The following is a 16,780-nucleotide window of genomic DNA, read 5'->3' as shown; positions in this document are numbered from 1 at the left end:
CGTGTCCTTTTGCGACTCCGACGACGATCTGGTGTGCTGTCGTGATGACGACGGAACTCCTGCGCCCGACCAGCCGCCTGCTCGACAGCTGGGCAGCCGCTGTCGCCGAGTTCGGTGACGGGCACATCGACGGGTCCGGTCTCCAGTCGCCGGTCACGCCGGATCGGGCGACGCTCGACGCGCTCGTCGCCGAGTCCATCACGCTCGCGGACACGACCGTCGCGCCGCCGGAGGGACGGGTCCACAACGACCTGTACTGGATCGTCGACGAGGGCGAGGTCGTCGGCTTCCTCTCGTTCCGGCACGCGCTGAACGACTATCTGCGCGAGGTCGGCGGTCACATCGGCTACGCGGTCCGGGCATCGCGACGGCGTCAGGGGTATGCATCCGCAGCGCTCGCTCTCGCCCTCGACCGCGCGAGAGAGATCGGTCTCGACCGCGTGCTCGTGACGTGCGACGACGACAACGAGGGGTCGGCGCGCACGATCGAGGGCGCCGGCGGCGTGCTGCAGGATGTCCGGGATCAGTCCGAGAAGGGGCACCCGATGCTGCGGCGCTACTGGATCACGCTCTAGCCGAACGGCTTCCGCAGCGGCGGTGTCAGCGGCAACCGGCATTCCGGACTGCGTCCAAGTGTTGACTAGGGTGGTTTCTCGGCGCCCGTCCGGTCGTCACCGCCGATCGAGGAGCATCCGTCGTGATCCGAAATCCCTCTTCCGCGGCCGGGAGGCTGCGCCGACTCGGTCGTACAGCCACGGCCACGGTGTTGACGGCCTTCGTCGCCATCGGAGCGCTGCTCGGCGGCGCCACTGCGGCGAACGCCGAGACCGAGACGTACGTGATCGGCACCGACACGACCTTCGCGCCGTTCGAGTTCACGAACGCCGACGGCGAGCTCGTCGGCATCGACATGGACCTGCTCCGTGCGATCGCGAAGGATCAGGGCTTCGAGGTCGAGATCCGTCAGCTCGGATTCGACGCGGCCCTGCAGGCCCTGCAGTCGAACCAGGTGGACGCCGTCATGGCGGGCATGTCGATCACCGACGAGCGCAAGCAGGCCTTCGACTTCAGCGACCCGTACTTCACCAGCGGCATCCAGCTCGGCGTGCTCGAGGCAAGCGACATCCAGTCGCTCGACGACCTCGACGGCAAGACCGTCGCGGTCAAGACCGGCACCCAGGGGCAGACCTTCGCCGAGGAGAACGAGGACGAGTACGGCTTCCGTGTCACGCCGTACAGCGACACCACCGACATGGTGGATGCCGTCAAGGCCGGCCAGGCGGTCGGCTACTTCGAGGACTTCCCGGTGCTCGCCTACGGCATCCAGCAGGGGTCGGGCTTCCGCCTGGTCGGTGAGCCGGAACTCGGCGGCGAGTACGGCTTCGCGGTCAACAAGGGGATGAACCCCGAGCTGCTCTCGATGTTCAACGAGGGACTCGCGAACCTCCAGGACTCCGGCGAGTACGACGAGATCGTCGACACCTACCTCAGCGCCGACGAGACCAGCGCGCAGCCGACCGACATCATCTCGGTCGCCGTGAAGTACTGGCCGGCCCTGATGAGCGGTCTCTGGCTCACGATCCTGGCGACACTCGTCGCACTCGTCGCCTCCTTCATCCTGGGCATCGTGTTCGGCTTCGGACGCATCTCGAAGTTCCTGCCGTTCCGCTGGCTCGCCACCGCGTACGTCTACGTCTTCCGCGGCACCCCGATCCTGGTGCAGGCGTTCTTCGTGTTCTTCGCCATCCCGCAGCTGTTCCCGGGTCTGCAGTTCAACCCGTTCGTGGCCGGTGCGATCACGCTCTCGCTCAACACGGGTGCGTACATGACCGAGATCATCCGCGGCGGCATCCAGGCGGTCGATCCCGGCCAGGCCGAGGCATCGCGCTCGCTCGGCCTCGGCCACTGGAAGACCATGCAGAAGGTCGTCCTGCCGCAGGCGTTCCGCATCATGATCCCGTCGTTCGTGAACCAGGGCATCATCACCCTGAAGGACACGTCGCTGATCAGCGTCATCGGCCTCGCGGAGCTCACCTTCGCCTCGCGTCAGATCATCGCCTCGACGTACCTGTCGGCGCAGGTGCTGACGATCGTCGCCATCATCTACTTCGTCGTGATCACGCTGCTGACGCTGCTCGCGAACCGCCTGGAGAGGACGTTCAACGCATGAGCAAGATCGCCGTGCAGGATCTGCACAAGTCGTTCGGAAGCAACCAGGTGCTCAAGGGCATCGACCTCACGGTGGATGACGGCGAGGTCGTCGCGGTCATCGGCCCGTCGGGCTCCGGCAAGTCGACGCTGCTGCGCTGCCTGAACAAGCTCGAGGAGCCCACCTCCGGCAAGGTCGTCATCGACGGCGTCGACCTCACCGACAAGAGCGTCAAGCTCGACGAGGTGCGCCAGCGCATCGGCATGGTCTTTCAGCACTTCAACCTGTTCCCGCACATGACCGTGCTCGAGAACATCACGCTGGCTCCGATCGAGCTCGGCCGGTTCTCGAAGGCTGAGGCCCGGGAGCGGGCGATGTCGCTGCTCGAGCGCGTGGGGCTGCAGGAGAAGGCGGATGCCAAGCCGGCATCCCTCTCCGGCGGACAGAAGCAGCGTGTGGCCATCGCGCGCGCACTCGCGATGGATCCCGAGATCATGCTGTTCGACGAGGCCACCAGCGCGCTCGACCCGGAGATGGTCGGCGAGGTGCTGCAGGTCATCCGCGACCTGGCATCGGCCGGCATGACGATGGTGCTCGTGACGCACGAGATGGGCTTCGCCCGCGAGGTGTCCGACCGCACGGTCTTCATGGACGGCGGCGTGGTCGTCGAGGAGGCGGCTCCGGCCGACCTGTTCGGCGCCCCCAAGAACGAGCGCCTGAAGGACTTCCTCTCGAAGGTGCTCTGACGCTCTTGCCTGCTGCCGCTTCGTGCCGAGCGGCCCCTCTGTGTGCGAACGGCCCCCTTGAGTGCAGCACTCACGGGGGCCGTTCGCATGAAAAGGGGCCGCTCGGCACAAGCGGAGGCGGGAATTACTCCGCGACGCGGGCGGCGATGTCGGTGCGGTACTGCGACCCGTCGAGGGTGATGCGCGAGATCGCGTCGTACGCGCGGTCGCGAGCGGTGCGGAAATCGGATGCCACGGCGACGACGTTCAGCACGCGGCCACCCGTCGCGATGAGCGATCCGCCGGGTGCGTCGGGCGCGGCGGTCGCGGCGTGCACGATGCGAACGCTCTCGACCGACGCGGCATCCGCCAGCCCCTCGATCGGACGACCGGTCTGCGGCGCCTCGGGGTAGCCCTCGCTCGCCAGCACCACGGTGATGGCGACGTCATCGCTGAACTCGGGCTCCGGCTGGTCTTCGAGGGTGCCGGATGCGGCGGCGAACAGCAGCTCCGACAGCGGCGTGACCAGGCGCGGCAGCACGATCTGCGTCTCGGGGTCGCCGAAGCGCGCGTTGAACTCGATCACGCGCACGCCGGCGGGCGTGAGGATGAGGCCCGCGTAGAGCAGGCCGATGAACGGGGTGCCCTCGGCGTCGAGCTGACGGATCACCGGCAGCGCGACGTCGCGCGTGACCAGGGCTGTGAACTCCTGCTCGCTGCCGAACTGCTCGGCGAGCCAGGGGAGCGGCGAGTACGCGCCCATGCCGCCGGTGTTGGGGCCGGCGTCGCCGTCGAGCGCGCGCTTGAAGTCCTGCGCCGGGCTGAGCGCCCGAACGGTGTCGCCGTCGCTGAGGAAGAACAACGAGACCTCGGGGCCGGAGAGGAACTCCTCGACCAGCACCGGCCCGGTGGGCAGATACTGCTCGGCATGTGCGAGCGCCTCGGCGCGGTCGGAGGTGACGATGACGCCCTTGCCGGCCGCCAGACCATCGGCCTTCACGACGTGCGGGGCGCCGAGCTCGTCGAACGCGGCCTCGACCTCGGCGACCGTGGTCGCGCGTGCGGCGCGGCCGGTCGGCACGCCGGCCTCGTCCATGATGCGCTTGGCGAAGGACTTCGATCCCTCGAGCTGCGCTGCGGCCTTGCCGGGACCGAACACCGGGATACCGCGGGCTCGCAGCGCGTCGGCGACGCCCGCGACCAGCGGGGCCTCCGGGCCGATCACGACGAGGTCGATCGCGTGCTCGTTGGCGAAGTCGGTCACCGCGCCGCCGTCGAGCGGGTCGAGCGACACGGGGGTGGCATCCTGTGCGATGCCGGCGTTGCCCGGAGCGACGAAGATCTCGTGCTCCGTCTGCTCTGCCCGCAGAGCGAGGATGATCGCGTGCTCACGGGCACCGGAACCGAGGACGAGAATCTTCACCCGTCCAGACTACCGAGGGTCCCGCTCCGGATTTCCGCCTCGGATCCCTGAGCGTCCGCCCCCTGGGTCCCTGAGCGTCCGCCCCCTGGGTCCCTGAGCCTGTCGAAGGGCCCGACCCGTGCGGCTCGCTTCAGACGGGCCGTTCGTCGTCGACGTTCCACGGCACGGTCCAGCCGGCGGCGTCGAACAGCCCGCTCAGCACCATGGCCGTGAACCCCCACACGATCGTGCCGTCGACATCGAACGCCGGAGCGCGGAACGTGCGATCCCCGAAGGCTCGCACCGACGTGTATCGGGTGGCCGGGTCGAGCAGCTGGGCGACCGGCACGCGGAACACCTCGACGGTCTCGGCATGGTCGACCGCTGCGACACGCGACGGCGTGCGCCACCAGCCGAGCACCGGCGTCACACGGTGATTGCTCGCGGCGAGCGGGATCTCGGGCAGCGTCGCGAGCACCTCGACACCGGCGGGGTCGAGTCCGGTCTCCTCCTCCGCTTCGCGCAGCGCGGTGGCCGCGGCATCCGCGTCGCCCGGCTCGGTGCGGCCGCCGGGGAACGACACCTGCCCGGGATGCGAGGAGAGCGTCGGTGCTCGGCGCTGCAGCAGCACGTCGAGGTCGCGGGCGACCGCGGCATCCCACGTCGGCGCAGGCATGCAGTCGAGCACGCCGAACAGGATCAGCACGGCGGCGTCGTGCGCGCTCTCCGGGTCGAGGAGGGCGGGGAACGGGCCACCCCAGGACTGGCCGGACGCTGCAGCGAGCAGCTCGGCGCGTGCGCCTTCCGGATGCTGCGTGCTCATGCTCCGAGCCTATGCCTGCCGCGTGCGTCGGGCGTCGGGCGGCGGCGTACCCTGATTCCCATGGCTCGCAAGATCGACATCATCGACGGACGCACGGCGCTCGACGCCGTCCGACGAGCGGATGCCGATGGCTCGAAGCCACCGCGGACGGCGCTCGCGACCGCGGTGCGGTACCTGCTGCAGCTGCTCGATGAGAAGGCGCCGGGCAACAGCGTCGAGGTACGGGTGCCGCCCTTCGGCGCGGTGCAGGTCATCCAGGGCCCGCGACACACGCGCGGCACGCCGCCGAACGTGGTCGAGATGGATGCCGAGACCTGGATCGCGGTCGCGACGGGCGAGGAGCACTGGGCGGATGCCGCGGCATCCGGTCGTATCCATGCCTCCGGCACGCGGGCCGACCTCCTGGACGTGCTGCCGCTGCGCCCATGAGCGGGCGCGGTGCTGTCTCCGGTGCCGAGTAGCGTGACAGTGACGAGACGAAGGGACTGCTGTGGGCAAGCGCAAGACACCGGAACAGATCGCCGATGAGGAACGCCGGTACGAGCTGGCTCGCGGTGCGCGCACGCCCGAGGAGTTCGAAGCACTCGTGTTCGACCCCAATCAGGCGATCCGCGCGGCGGCCGCGCACAATCCGGCGGCGGATGCGGCCTCGCTCTCGCAGTTCGCTCATGACCGGTTCTGGGGCGTGCGCATCGAGGTCGCGAATCATCCGAACACCACGAGGGGCGTCCTCCTCGAGCTGCTCGAACCTGATCCGCGCAAGCGCGGCGTCGTGCACCACGAGGCCATGGAGCGGCTGCTCGCCGAGGGCGTCCGCTTCGACGACGACGGGCGGCCGGTCTCGTGAGCTACGTCGTCGACGACGCGCTCGACCGCATCGACACCGACATGGTGTGGGGAGCCCTGCGTGACGTCTACTGGGCGAAGTGGCGCAGCCGCGACGACATCGAGGCGCAGATCCGCGATGCCTGGCGGGTGATCGGCGTCTACGAGGAGCAGACCGGCGAGCAGGTCGGCTTCGCCCGCGCGGTGTCGGACGGCCTCGGCTTCGCCTATCTCGCCGACGTCATCGTGGTCGAGGCGCATCGCGGCAATGGGCTGGGCAAGCGGATCGTGCAGGCCATGATCGATGACGGCCCCGGTGCGCACTTCCGCTGGACGCTCTTCACGAGCGATGCGCACGGCCTCTACGAGCAGTTCGGATTCGCGGTTCCTGACCGCACGGCGCTGGTCCGCCCGGCCGCTTCCCTTCCGGTGCATCCGACCCAGGCTCCGTCGACGCGCTAGGCCTGCGTACCCGCGGTCGGCTCGGTCGGCTCGGTCGGGTCGGTCGGTCGACGGGTCGGCTCGGTGCCCCGCTCAGCGCCGTATTCGCCCTGCATGGAGATGTTCGGGATGCAGGGAGGATCGGGCGGATCCTCCCTGCATACGTGACTTCTCCCTGCATCATGAACGCGCGTCGCGGAGTCGCGGCGAGGAGCCACGGTGCAAGGCGTGCCCGTCTCAGCGCCGCGCGGCCACCAGCGGCACGCCCGTGCTCGGGTGCGGGAAGACGTCGACCGGCTGGCCGTAGACGGCCTCGATCCGCTCGGCGGTGAGGACCTCTGCCGCGGTGCCGGATGCCGCGACGCGGCCGCCGTCGAGCAGGGTGACCCGGTCGGCGTGCGCGAGGGCCGCGTTCAGGTCGTGCAGCACGATCGCGACGGCGATCCCGGCATCCGCCTGTGCCCTGATCAGCCGCATGACATCCTCGTGGTGCTTCAGGTCGAGCGCGGCGGTCGGTTCGTCGAGCAGCAGGATGCCGGTGCGCTGCGCGAGCACGCGAGCCAGGGCGACGCGGGCTCGCTCGCCGCCGGAGAGCGATGTCACCGATCGATCGGCGAGCGGCAGCACCTCGGTCGCCGCCATGGCTGCCGCCACGATCTCATCGTCATCGTCGGCAGCGCCGGTGCGCGCCCAGGGCGCGCGACCCATCCGCACGACCTGCTCGGCGCTGAACGGGAACGAGACGGCGTTCTCCTGCAGCAGCACCGCGCGCGCACGCGCCAGCTCCTGCGGTCGGATCCCCGTGATGGGCGTTCCGTCGAGGGCGACCGACCCGGCGTGCGGAGACACGTCGCCCGCGAGCACGCCGAAGAGCGTCGACTTGCCGGCGCCGTTGGGTCCGACCAGTGCGTGGATCTCGCCCGCGCTGACCTCGATCGAAGCCGCGTCGAGGATCGCGCGGGTGCCGCCGACACGGACCGTGATGCCGCTCGCGCGGAGCCGGGCGCTCATGCCCAGCCACCCGAGCGGCGCCGGGTGCGCACCAGCAGCCAGAGGAAGAACGGCCCGCCGACGAGCGAGGTGATCATGCCGATCGGCAGGTCGGCCAGTGGCACGGCGGTGCGTGCGACGAGGTCGGCCACGGCGATCAGGAGCGCGCCGCCGATGGCCGAGGCGATCATGAGCGGCAGGTGCGCCGGTCCGATGATCATGCGCATCAGGTGCGGCACGACGAGCCCTGCGAAGCCGATGATCCCGGCGAACGCGACAGCCGCGCACACCAGCACCGCGACCGTGACGATCACGACCATCCGGAGCAGCTCGACGTTGACGCCGAGGTGGCGGGCAGTGCGCTCGCCGAGGGCGAAGAGGTCGAGCTGCGGCGACACGATGAGTGCGACGACCACGCCGATCGCGACGAGCGGCGCAACCAGGCCGACGTTCGCCCAGAGCGCCCCGTTGAGCGAGCCGAGCTGCCAGAACACGATCTGCTCGCGCGTCGAGGTGGTACCGAGGAACGTGAGGAATGCCATGCCGGCGCCGGCGATCGCATTGATCGCGATGCCGGTCAGGAGCAGCGTGACGACCTCGGTGCGTCCGCCGGAGCGACTGATGAAGTACACGGCGAGCACCGCGACGAGGCCGCCGAGGAACGCGAACGCGGGCGTCGTCCACATGCCGAAGGAGGCGAGCCCCAGCGTGATGCTCGCGGCGGCGCCGAGGGCGGCTCCCGAGGAGACGCCGACGACCCCTGCATCCGCCAGCGGGTTCCCGAAGATCGCCTGCATGAGCACGCCGGACACCGCGAGCGCGGCGCCGACGAGCAGACCGAGCACGAGGCGGGGGAGTCGGAGGTTGTAGATCACGCCGTAGTCGGTCGCCGAGGTGGGCGCCCAGGCGGTGTCGATCCCGATGCCGCGCAGCAGCACGCCGATCAGGTCGGTCGGGGAGAGCGAGTACTGCCCGCTCGTGATCGACACGATGCAGGTGACGACGAGCGCGGCGAGCAGCCCGATCGTGACGAGGGTGAAGCGCAGCCCCCGATGCGTCGACGGGGTGCTGGTGACGACTTCGCCGCTCACTTCGCGGGCTCTGGCGCGTAGAGCGCGCGGGCCAGCGCGCCGATCACGTCGGCTGAGCGCGGCCCGAAGCTGAGGATCTCGCTGTCAGCCATGTCGATCACGCGGCGGTTGGCTCCGGCCGGCGTCTCGGCGATCGCCGGGATCCGCTCGATGAGTCCGTCGATGCCGTCGACCGATTCGAGTCCGTCGGTCATCATCACGAGCACGTCAGGGCGGGCGGCGACGAGCGCCTCGGCAGTCATCGGCTTCATGCCCTCCCAGCCGATCTCGGCGGCGACGTCGACGCCGCCCACCGCGTCGATCAGGGAGTCCGCCCCGGAGTCCTCGCCGAAGATGTAGTAGATGTTCGCGTTGCCGCGCACGTAGAGGAACAGCATCCGCGCACGGTCCTCGACATCGGCGGGAACGACCGCGCCGATCTCGGCCTGCGCTGCCGCGAGGTCGGTGTCGAGCCGCTCGATCAGGGCCTGCCCTCGGGTCGGCACGCCGAGCGCGGTGGCGATCTCGGTCACCAGTTCGTCGGTGGTGTCGAGGCGGCGGTCGCTGGAGATGACGACGACGGTGATGCCGGCATCCCGAAGCTGCTGCCGGATCTCCTTCGGGCCGATCGTGGTGTCGGTCAGGATCACGGTGGGCGCGAGTTCGAGGATCGCCTCGGCGTTCAGCGTGTGGCCGGTCTTGGTCACGACGGGCAGGTCTTCGGTGCCGGCGAACATGGTCGAGGCATCGCGGCCGACGACCTGATCGCCGAGTCCGAGCGCGAACACGGTCGAGGCGATGGTGCCGGAGATGTCGATCGGCAGGATGCGGTCGACGTCGGTGATCGCGATCTCGCGGTCTTCGCTGTCGGTCACGGTGACGGGCAGCTTCGGAGCGGTGTCGTCGTCGACCGGGTCGATCGCATGGTCGGAGAGGCAGGCGGTCGAGCCGCCGGTCACGGCGCGCACGTCGTCGACGAGGTCCAGCTCCGCGAGGGGGACGGATGCCTGCGGGCAGCTGTCGACGGCTTCGGATGCCGGCGGTGCGGCGGTCGCGCCCGGCCCAGCGCACCCGGCGAGACCGAGCGCGAGAGCGGCGGCGAGAAGGACGACGGGAACGCGGCGCATTAGGCAAGGCTAGCCTAAAACTTGACGCGCTCTCCTCCACCCCCCTACGCTCAGGAATGAAGCTTGCTGAGGTAAGCCTAACCAAAACCCTACCCCTCGCCCGACTGCATTGCGGCACCGCCGGCGCGCGTGCTCTTCCGCGTGCCCGGAGCCGTGGAGAACCGTGAACGCCACAGCCACAGCACCCACAGGGAGCGCCCGCATACGCGTGCTGCTCGCCGCCCTCATCTCCTTCGTCCTGATCGCGGCCGGTGCCGTGATCGCTCCGCCGGCACACGCGGCAGGCGCGACCGTGAACGCAACCGTCACCTCGGCGAGCACCTCCGGTGTCACCGTGCAGGTCGCAGCATCCGGTCTCCCCGATGTCGCGAGCGTCTACGCGGCGCTCATCGTGAAGGGTACGGAGAGCGGACTCTCCGGGGGTGGCGGCTACGCGGCATTCGCGATTCCGTTCCCCGCTGTCTCGGCCGGTGCGAGCTCCTTCACGCTGACCGCCCCGGTCGACAAGCTCGACCGCACGCAGGCGTACGAGGTGCTCATCTGGCAGCAGCACTCGAACCCCGACAGCTCGACGATCTACGGTCGTGGCGACGTCAGCATCTCGGGCGGACAGTGGGATGCCGTGTTCGGCACCGAGACGCCTGATCCTGGCACCGATCCGGGGACCGACCCCGGCACGGATCCCGGTACGGATCCCGGCACCGATCCCGGCACCGACCCCGGTACGGATCCCGGCACCGACCCCGGTACGGATCCGGGGACTGACCCCGGTACCGGCCCGACCGTCCCCGACAATGCCGCGATCGAGGTCTTCCTCTCCGACGGCACCACGCCGGCAGCCGGCGCGTCGCTGAAGGCAGGCGACACCATCGTCGTGAAGGGAACCGGCTACGACCCGGCCGCGAATGTCGGCGGCCGCGGCGTGCCGATCCCCTCGACCCTCCCGCAGGGCACCTACGTCGTCTTCGGCAACTTCGCGTCCGCATGGCAGCCCTCCGCAGGAGCAGCATCCAGCACCCGCTCCGTCGGCTCGCAGGCCTGGGGCCTCGCCGAGAGCGTGCTGGACCAGGTGCCGTCGCAGTACCAGGACACGATCCGCTCGCAGTGGGTCGACATCGCAGCGGACGGCTCGTTCTCGGCCACGCTGACGCTGAAGGACACGAAGGCGACCCCCGGCACCTACGGCGTCTACACCTACGGCGCCGGCGGCGTGGTGAACGCCGACCAGGAGCGCAGCGTCGCCCTGAACTACAGCGTGGCGCCCAAGATCACGGTGACCTCGGCTGTCTCCACGCCGACCCCCGGCATCACCGCGACGGTGAAGGGCACGGACTTCGGCACCGCGGCAGGCGTCTACGCGGCCGTGATCGAGACCGGCACCGAGGCGAACGTGACCTCGGGTGGTGGCTTCCTGGCGATGCAGTACGTGCGCGGCATCTCGGGCGGCGCGTTCAGCGTCGACCTGACCGCAGCCGCCGCATCGCTCGACCGGAGCAAGACCTATGAGGTGATCGTGTGGACGCAGCACACGCTGCCGAATGCCGACACGATCCTGGTGCGCTCGGCGGTCGCGATCAGCGACGCCGACTGGGACGTCATCGCGCCTGAGCCGGCGGATGCGTCGATCTCGGTGTTCCTCGCCGACGGCACCACCCCCGCGGAGGGCGTCGCGCTGAAGGCCGGCGACACGGTCGTCGTGAAGGGCAGCGGCTACGACCCGACGGCGAACGTCGGCGGACGCGGCGTGCCGATCCCCTCGAACCTCCCGCAGGGCACGTACGTCGTGTTCGGCAACTTCGGCTCCGCCTGGCAGCCCTCGACCGGTGCGGCGAGCTCGACGCGTTCGGTCGGCGCGCAGGTCTGGGCGCTCTCGGAGGGCGTGCTGAACCAGGTGCCGGCGCAGTACCAGGGCGCGATCCGCGCGCAGTGGGTCGACATCGCGGCTGACGGCACGTTCGAAGCCACGCTGACACTGAAGGACACGCCGGCCACGCCTGGCACCTACGGGGTGTACACCTACGGCGCCGGCGGCGTCACGAACGCGGATCAGGAGCGCAGCGTCGCCCTGAACTACGGCCTCACCCCGTTCGTCACCGCTGCAGTCACGGCCGCCACCGCGGCCGACGGCCTGATCGTCACCGCGGCCGGGACGAAGCTCGGCGACATCGCCGGCGCATATGTCGCGCTGATCGAGCAGGGCACCGAGTCGGACGTGACAACCGGTGGTGGCTTCCTGGCGATGCAGTACGTGCGCGGCATCTCGGGCGGCGCCTTCAGCGTCGACCTGACCGCAGCGGCCGACTCGCTCGACCGCACGAAGGACTACGAGGTGATCGTGTGGAAGCAGCACACGATGCCGACCGCAGACACGATCTACGCCCGCAGCTCCGTCACGATCAGCGACGCGCAGTGGGACGCCCTGATCCCGGCACCGGCGGCATCCGTCTCGACCACCGTGAAGACGGCGACGGCGGCCGATGGCCTGACGCTCGCCACCTCGGGAGCGAATCTCGGTGACATCACCGGCGCGTACGTCGCGCTGATCGAGCAGGGCACCGAGGCGGATGTGACCGCGGGTGGTGGCTTCCTGGCGATGCAGTACGTGCGCGGCATCTCGGGTGGCGCCTTCAGCGTCGACCTGACCGCGGCAGCGAACACCCTCGACAGGACGAAGACCTACGAGGTCATCGTCTGGCAGCAGCACACCCTGCCGACGGCTGACACGATCTTCGCGCGTTCGACCGTGAAGATCAGCGACGCGCAGTGGAAGTCGCTGCTCGGCGAAGTCACCTCCCCGGTGGTCAAGAACACGGTGAAGACGGCGACCGCCGCTGAGGGGCTGACGGTCACATCGACCGCCGCGCAGCTGGGCGACGTGCCAGGTGCGTACGTCGCGCTGATCGAGGCCGGCACGGAGGGCAGCGTCACGGCCGGTGGCGGCTTCCTCGCGATGCAGTGGGTGCAGAACGTCACGCTCGAGGCGTTCACGATCGACCTGAACACGGCTGCCTCCACGCTCGATCGCACCAAGACGTACGAGGTGATCGTCTGGAAGCAGCACTCGCTGCCCACCGCCGACACCCTCCTCGCACGCTCGACAGTCACGATCACCGAGGCGCAGTGGGATGACCTCATGGGCACGAAGCCCGAGACGCCGAACCCGCCGGTCACGCCCCCCGGCGCAGCGGTACCCGGTGGCTCGTTGCGCTGGGCGATCTCGACGTCGTTCTCGAACTACGTGACGGGTCAGATCGCCAAGGGCGCGATCGACGTCTCGAACGGTGCGACCCGCTCGGGCGGACAGTTCCAGTTCGGCCAGACGGTCGGCGGCGACTACAACGCCGCGACCGGCGTCGGCAGCGTCGTGTACCGCGGCTCGGTGCGCTTCACCGGCCACGCCGGCGTGCTCGACGTCACGGTCTCGAACCCGCAGATCAGCATCAGCGCTGCGGGCGCGGCGACCCTGTTCGTCACCCACGGCGGAGCGCAGGTGGCCTTCGCCACGCTCGATCTCTCCAGGGCGTCGAAGACCACGGCCAACGGCGCGGTCACCTACAGCGCCGCGCCGGCGACGCTGACGGCCGACGGGCGCAACCGCGTGCTGTCCGGCTTCTCGACGACGCTCGACCCGGTGTCGTTCACGATCGGCTCCGTCGCTGCGGCGCCGTCCGGCACGACCGGAACCGTGGCGGCCGCTGCGGTGAAGGCCAAGGCGACCCTCCCGGCGACCCCGCCGGCGAGCACCGGGATCCGGATCGATGACGAGAACCTCGCAGCGCTCCAGTCCGGGCAGTCCGCGACGTTCTCGGCATCCGGATTCCAGCCGAACGAGGCCGACATCAAGGTCGTCGTGTACTCGACGCCCGTGCTGCTCGACACGGTGACGGCGGATGCCGCCGGCAACGCGACCTGGACGGGCACGCTGCCGGCGAGCCTCGAGGACGGCGCGCACACGCTCACCCTGCAGGGCTCGGTGTCCCGTGGCCTCGAGTTCACGCTGACGCGTGCTGCCGCCGTGATCGGTGCCTGCACGGTCGAGGGCGCCTCGCTCAAGTGGGGCTACAAGGAGTCGTTCCGCACCTACATCGAGGGCATCGCGAAGGGCGGCTGGACGCTGACCGACGTCGCCTACGAGTACCCCGACTACGTGTGGGCGAACGGCAGCGGATCGTTCGACGACGAGACCCTCACCGGTCTTGTGACGTACGGCGGCAGCATCAACTTCACGGGCCACGACGGCGCGCTGAACACGACGCTCGCCAACGCCAGGGTCGAGCTGGCCGGCAGCACCGGCTACCTGGTGTTCGACGTGACCGGCACCACGCAGGACGGCGCGAGCGTCGACCAGCCGGGTGTCCGTCTCGCGGAGTTCGCCGTGGGGGACGCCGCAGTCGTCGACGGCGTGCTGTCGCTCGACGCGATCCCGACGTCGCTCACCGAGGCAGGCGCGGCCGCCTTCGGCACTTATGCCGCCGGTGAGGCGCTCGACCCGGTGACCGCGGTGATCCCGGTGAACACGGAGTGCGGCGTCGCCGCTCCGGCCGATGACGAGGAGACGGAGTCCGAGGCCACCACTGCGGTGACCGCGATCTCCGAGCCCGTCGACTCCGAGGGTGCACCCGTGTGGCCGTGGATCGTCGGCGGCCTGGTCGTCGTCGCGCTCGCCGCAGCGGGTGGCGTGCTCATCGCCCGTCGGAACACGAAGGACGAGACCGCCGAGGTGACGACCGAGGTCTGATCACAAGCCGAACGGCCCTCCCCGCGGCGGACGCGGGGAGGGCCGTTCTTCGTCTTGCGTCCAACATGCGTGCGACGTGCAGGGAGATGTGCCGGATGCAGGAGGATTCCTCGGCGTTTCATCCTGCGGTTCGCACATCTCCCTGCACGTCGCGCGCCGATGCCGCCGTTCTGGGTTGCTGGGCCCCGCCCGCTGGGTTGCCGAGCCCCGCCCGCTGGGTTGCTGAGCCTGTCGAAGCACGGGTACTGGGCCACAGGGAACGGTGGGACAATGGATGCATGTCCTCCACCGATTCCCACCAGACCGTCGAAGCGACCGTGCGCCACGTGCCGCGGTACGGCGTGCTGATGACGATCGGTGGCGTGCTGGGCGTCATTGCCGCGGCGATCCTCACCTTCACCGGCAGCTTCGAGGAGTCGCAGGCGCTCGACGTCGTCTACCCGGCGGGTCAGGTCTTCGGCTTCCTGCTGCTGTGGACCGCGCCGATCGGCATCGCCCTCGGCGGTATCGCGGGGCTCGTCATGGAGCGCCTCGCGCGTCGCCACGACCGCGTCGTGCGCGTCGACCGCGAGACGATCATCGAAGCCGACTGACGCAGGCCGGCTCGGCGATCAGGCCAGCTCGGCCCTCAGGCCAGCTCGGCGATCACCGGCCGGATCGCGCCGTCGAACGCGACCACGTCGCGCCGCAGCCCGTCGGTGACGGCGACCGTCAGCGCCCCGATCCACCAGATGCCGCGCTGCGAGAACGGCAGCACCTGCACGTTCAGCTCGAACGAGTGGGCTCGCCGCCCGATGTCCCGCTCGAACTCCGCGATCGCGCTGGCGTAGGCGCGGTAGGCGTCGCCTCCACGGTTGCTCTTGATCGAGCTGAGGTATCGGTCGTGCGCGGCCCTGGCGTAGCGCAGTGCGGATTCCGCCTGCGGCACGATCGCCTCGGTGAGCGCTTCCGCGCCGGTCGCCGGCAGCGCGACGAGCGTGTCGAACCCCTCGATCAGCTCCAGCGGCACCTCGGAGCGGTGGGCTCGCGGCTCGACCGTCATGTCCCAGTACTCGCGCCACTGCGCCTCGAGCTCAGGGGAGGCGTCCACGGCATCCGGCGCCCTGACCGGCAGCTCGCGCAGACTCGGCAGATCCTCGGGCACGCGGATGCCGAGCGCTTGGCGCAGCGCGAGCGCGACGAGAACGGGAACGCTCGCGTCTTCGCGGATGAGCCACTGCGGCTTGTCGGCCATGGCCCCATCGTAGGGCGCTGAGGCTCCGGCATCCGAGACCTGTCGCACGGATTCCCATGAGCTCTTCGGGCGGTAGGCTGTTCAGGTGGCTGCCTCCCCCACCAATCCCTATTCCGAAGCCGGCGTCGATACCGCTGCAGGCGATCTCGCCGTCGAGCTGATGAAGTCTTCCGTGCGCGCGACGCACGGCCCTGAAGTGCTCGGCGGTGTCGGCGGATTCGCCGGCCTGTTCGATGCCAGCGCGCTGCGCGACTTCCGTCGCCCGCTGCTCGCGACCAGCACGGACGGCGTCGGCACGAAGGTCGCGATCGCGCAGGCCATCGACAAGCACGACACGATCGGCCAGGACCTGGTCGGCATGGTCGTCGACGACATCGTCGTGGTGGGTGCGAAGCCGCTCTTCATGACCGACTACATCGCCTGCGGCAAGGTCGTCCCGCAGCGCATCGCCGACATCGTCCGCGGCATCGCCGAGGCGTGCTCCGCGACCGGCACCGCGCTGGTCGGCGGCGAGACCGCCGAGCACCCGGGGCTGCTCGGACCGCGCGACTACGACGTGGCGGGAGCGGCGACCGGCGTGGTCGAGGCCGATGCCATCCTCGGCGCGGACCGCGTGCAGGACGGGGATGCCGTGATCGCGGTCTCGTCCAGCGGACTGCACTCCAACGGCTACTCGCTCGTGCGCCACATCATCACGAACGCCGGCATCGGCTACGGCGACAACGCGGCCGACTTCGGCTCGACCTGGGGCGAGGCGCTCCTCGAGCCCACCCGCCTGTACACGCTGCCGTTGCTGCGCCTGATCGACGCGCTCGGCCCTTCGACAGGCTCAGGGACCCAGGGCGGGAGCTCAGGGACCCAGGGCGGGACCGGCGCGGTCCATGCGCTCAGCCACGTCACCGGCGGCGGCATCGCCGCGAACCTCGCGCGCGTGCTCCCGCAGGGCAGCTGGGCCGAGGTCGACCGCAGCACGTGGTCGCCGAGCCCGATCTTCCGGGTGCTCAGCGACATCGCCGGATCCACGCTCGAGTCCGCCGAGGGCACCTGGAACCTCGGCATCGGCTTCCTCGCGGTGATCGCGGCGGACAAGAAGGATGCCGCGATCGCGGCGCTGAACGCGGAGGGCATGCCGTCGTGGCAGGTCGGCACCGTCGGTTTCGGCGCGCGTCCGGCCGGAGAGTTCGAACAGGGCGCCAAGGGCGTCGACGGCGGAGCGGTTCGCCTCGTCGGAGCATACGCGGACGGAGCGAAGTAAT

The 16,780-nt window shown here is 70.0% G+C and carries 15 protein-coding genes; 9 read left to right on the top strand and 6 right to left on the bottom strand.

Going from position 1 to position 16,780, the window contains the following annotated elements; all coding sequences use genetic code 11:
• The first annotated feature begins 44 nt into the window (after nt 1-44).
• From V7Z82_RS06930 to V7Z82_RS06920, 3 genes are all read left to right on the top strand, one after another.
• The gene (locus V7Z82_RS06930; protein WP_334149436.1) at nt 45-575 is read left to right on the top strand and encodes a GNAT family N-acetyltransferase; all 531 of its coding nucleotides are present in this window, start codon (nt 45-47) and stop codon (nt 573-575) included.
• 122 nt (nt 576-697) lie between these two features.
• Entirely contained in the window at nt 698-2,170 is a 1,473-nt protein-coding gene (locus tag V7Z82_RS06925) for an amino acid ABC transporter substrate-binding protein/permease (protein ID WP_442927597.1), read from the top strand.
• The gene (locus V7Z82_RS06920) at nt 2,167-2,895 is read left to right on the top strand and encodes an amino acid ABC transporter ATP-binding protein (RefSeq protein WP_334149434.1); all 729 of its coding nucleotides are present in this window, start codon (nt 2,167-2,169) and stop codon (nt 2,893-2,895) included. Before V7Z82_RS06925 ends, V7Z82_RS06920 begins: the two co-directional genes overlap by 4 nt.
• A gap of 124 nt (nt 2,896-3,019) precedes the next feature.
• On the opposite strand, the gene purD is transcribed toward V7Z82_RS06920, so the two are convergent.
• Both purD and V7Z82_RS06910 read right to left on the bottom strand, forming a co-directional pair.
• Nucleotides 3,020-4,297: a phosphoribosylamine--glycine ligase gene (gene purD, locus V7Z82_RS06915; RefSeq protein ID WP_334149431.1), complete on the bottom strand. Its 1,278-nt coding sequence runs from the start codon at nt 4,295-4,297 to the stop codon at nt 3,020-3,022.
• Between the two features lie 130 nt (nt 4,298-4,427).
• Nucleotides 4,428-5,099 carry an NUDIX hydrolase gene (locus V7Z82_RS06910; RefSeq protein ID WP_334149429.1) on the bottom strand — a complete coding sequence of 224 codons (672 nt, stop codon included), beginning with the start codon at nt 5,097-5,099 and terminating at the stop codon, nt 4,428-4,430.
• Nucleotides 5,100-5,159: 60 nt separating this feature from the next.
• On the opposite strand from V7Z82_RS06910, the gene V7Z82_RS06905 reads away from it, so the two are divergent.
• The 3 genes from V7Z82_RS06905 to V7Z82_RS06895 all read left to right on the top strand — a co-directional run bounded on the left by V7Z82_RS06905 (nt 5,160) and on the right by V7Z82_RS06895 (nt 6,386).
• Nucleotides 5,160-5,528, top strand: a complete 369-nt coding sequence (locus tag V7Z82_RS06905; protein WP_334149427.1) for a sterol carrier family protein — start codon at nt 5,160-5,162, stop codon at nt 5,526-5,528.
• 61 nt (nt 5,529-5,589) lie between these two features.
• On the top strand, nt 5,590-5,946 hold the full coding sequence (locus tag V7Z82_RS06900) for a hypothetical protein (RefSeq protein ID WP_334149425.1): 357 nt from the start codon (nt 5,590-5,592) through the stop codon (nt 5,944-5,946).
• The gene (locus tag V7Z82_RS06895; protein WP_334149423.1) at nt 5,943-6,386 is read left to right on the top strand and encodes a GNAT family N-acetyltransferase; all 444 of its coding nucleotides are present in this window, start codon (nt 5,943-5,945) and stop codon (nt 6,384-6,386) included. The genes V7Z82_RS06900 and V7Z82_RS06895 overlap by 4 nt, the downstream gene beginning before the upstream one ends.
• Nucleotides 6,387-6,602: 216 nt before the next feature.
• Here the strand turns inward: V7Z82_RS06895 and V7Z82_RS06890 are convergent, their stop codons facing one another.
• From V7Z82_RS06890 to V7Z82_RS06880, 3 genes are read right to left on the bottom strand one after another with little or no spacing between them, the layout of a single operon-like run.
• Nucleotides 6,603-7,376, bottom strand: coding sequence for a heme ABC transporter ATP-binding protein (locus V7Z82_RS06890; RefSeq protein ID WP_334149421.1), 774 nt, complete (start codon nt 7,374-7,376; stop codon nt 6,603-6,605).
• Nucleotides 7,373-8,446: a FecCD family ABC transporter permease gene (locus tag V7Z82_RS06885; protein WP_334149419.1), complete on the bottom strand. Its 1,074-nt coding sequence runs from the start codon at nt 8,444-8,446 to the stop codon at nt 7,373-7,375. The genes V7Z82_RS06890 and V7Z82_RS06885 overlap by 4 nt, the downstream gene beginning before the upstream one ends.
• Nucleotides 8,443-9,552: a heme/hemin ABC transporter substrate-binding protein gene (locus tag V7Z82_RS06880; RefSeq protein WP_334149418.1), complete on the bottom strand. Its 1,110-nt coding sequence runs from the start codon at nt 9,550-9,552 to the stop codon at nt 8,443-8,445. Before V7Z82_RS06880 ends, V7Z82_RS06885 begins: the two co-directional genes overlap by 4 nt.
• Nucleotides 9,553-9,715: 163 nt before the next feature.
• Between V7Z82_RS06880 and V7Z82_RS06875 the strand changes: the two genes are divergently transcribed.
• Nucleotides 9,716-14,290 (top strand): HtaA domain-containing protein, encoded by a 4,575-nt coding sequence (locus V7Z82_RS06875; protein ID WP_334149416.1) that lies wholly within the window; start codon nt 9,716-9,718, stop codon nt 14,288-14,290.
• 278 nt (nt 14,291-14,568) lie between these two features.
• On the top strand, nt 14,569-14,883 hold the full coding sequence (locus tag V7Z82_RS06870) for a potassium transporter Trk (protein ID WP_334149414.1): 315 nt from the start codon (nt 14,569-14,571) through the stop codon (nt 14,881-14,883).
• A 35-nt stretch (nt 14,884-14,918) separates the two neighbouring features.
• On the opposite strand, the gene V7Z82_RS06865 is transcribed toward V7Z82_RS06870, so the two are convergent.
• The gene (locus V7Z82_RS06865) at nt 14,919-15,524 is read right to left on the bottom strand and encodes a zinc-binding alcohol dehydrogenase (RefSeq protein ID WP_334149411.1); all 606 of its coding nucleotides are present in this window, start codon (nt 15,522-15,524) and stop codon (nt 14,919-14,921) included.
• Nucleotides 15,525-15,609: 85 nt separating this feature from the next.
• On the opposite strand from V7Z82_RS06865, the gene purM reads away from it, so the two are divergent.
• On the top strand, nt 15,610-16,779 hold the full coding sequence (gene purM, locus V7Z82_RS06860) for a phosphoribosylformylglycinamidine cyclo-ligase (protein WP_334149407.1): 1,170 nt from the start codon (nt 15,610-15,612) through the stop codon (nt 16,777-16,779).
• Nucleotide 16,780 lies beyond the last annotated feature (1 nt).

The organism is Microbacterium sp. (assembly GCF_036823965.1).
GTDB lineage: Bacteria > Actinomycetota > Actinomycetes > Actinomycetales > Microbacteriaceae > Microbacterium.
The sequence above is the reverse complement of the archived record's forward strand: the minus strand, read 5'-3'. Positions and strand labels throughout refer to the sequence as shown.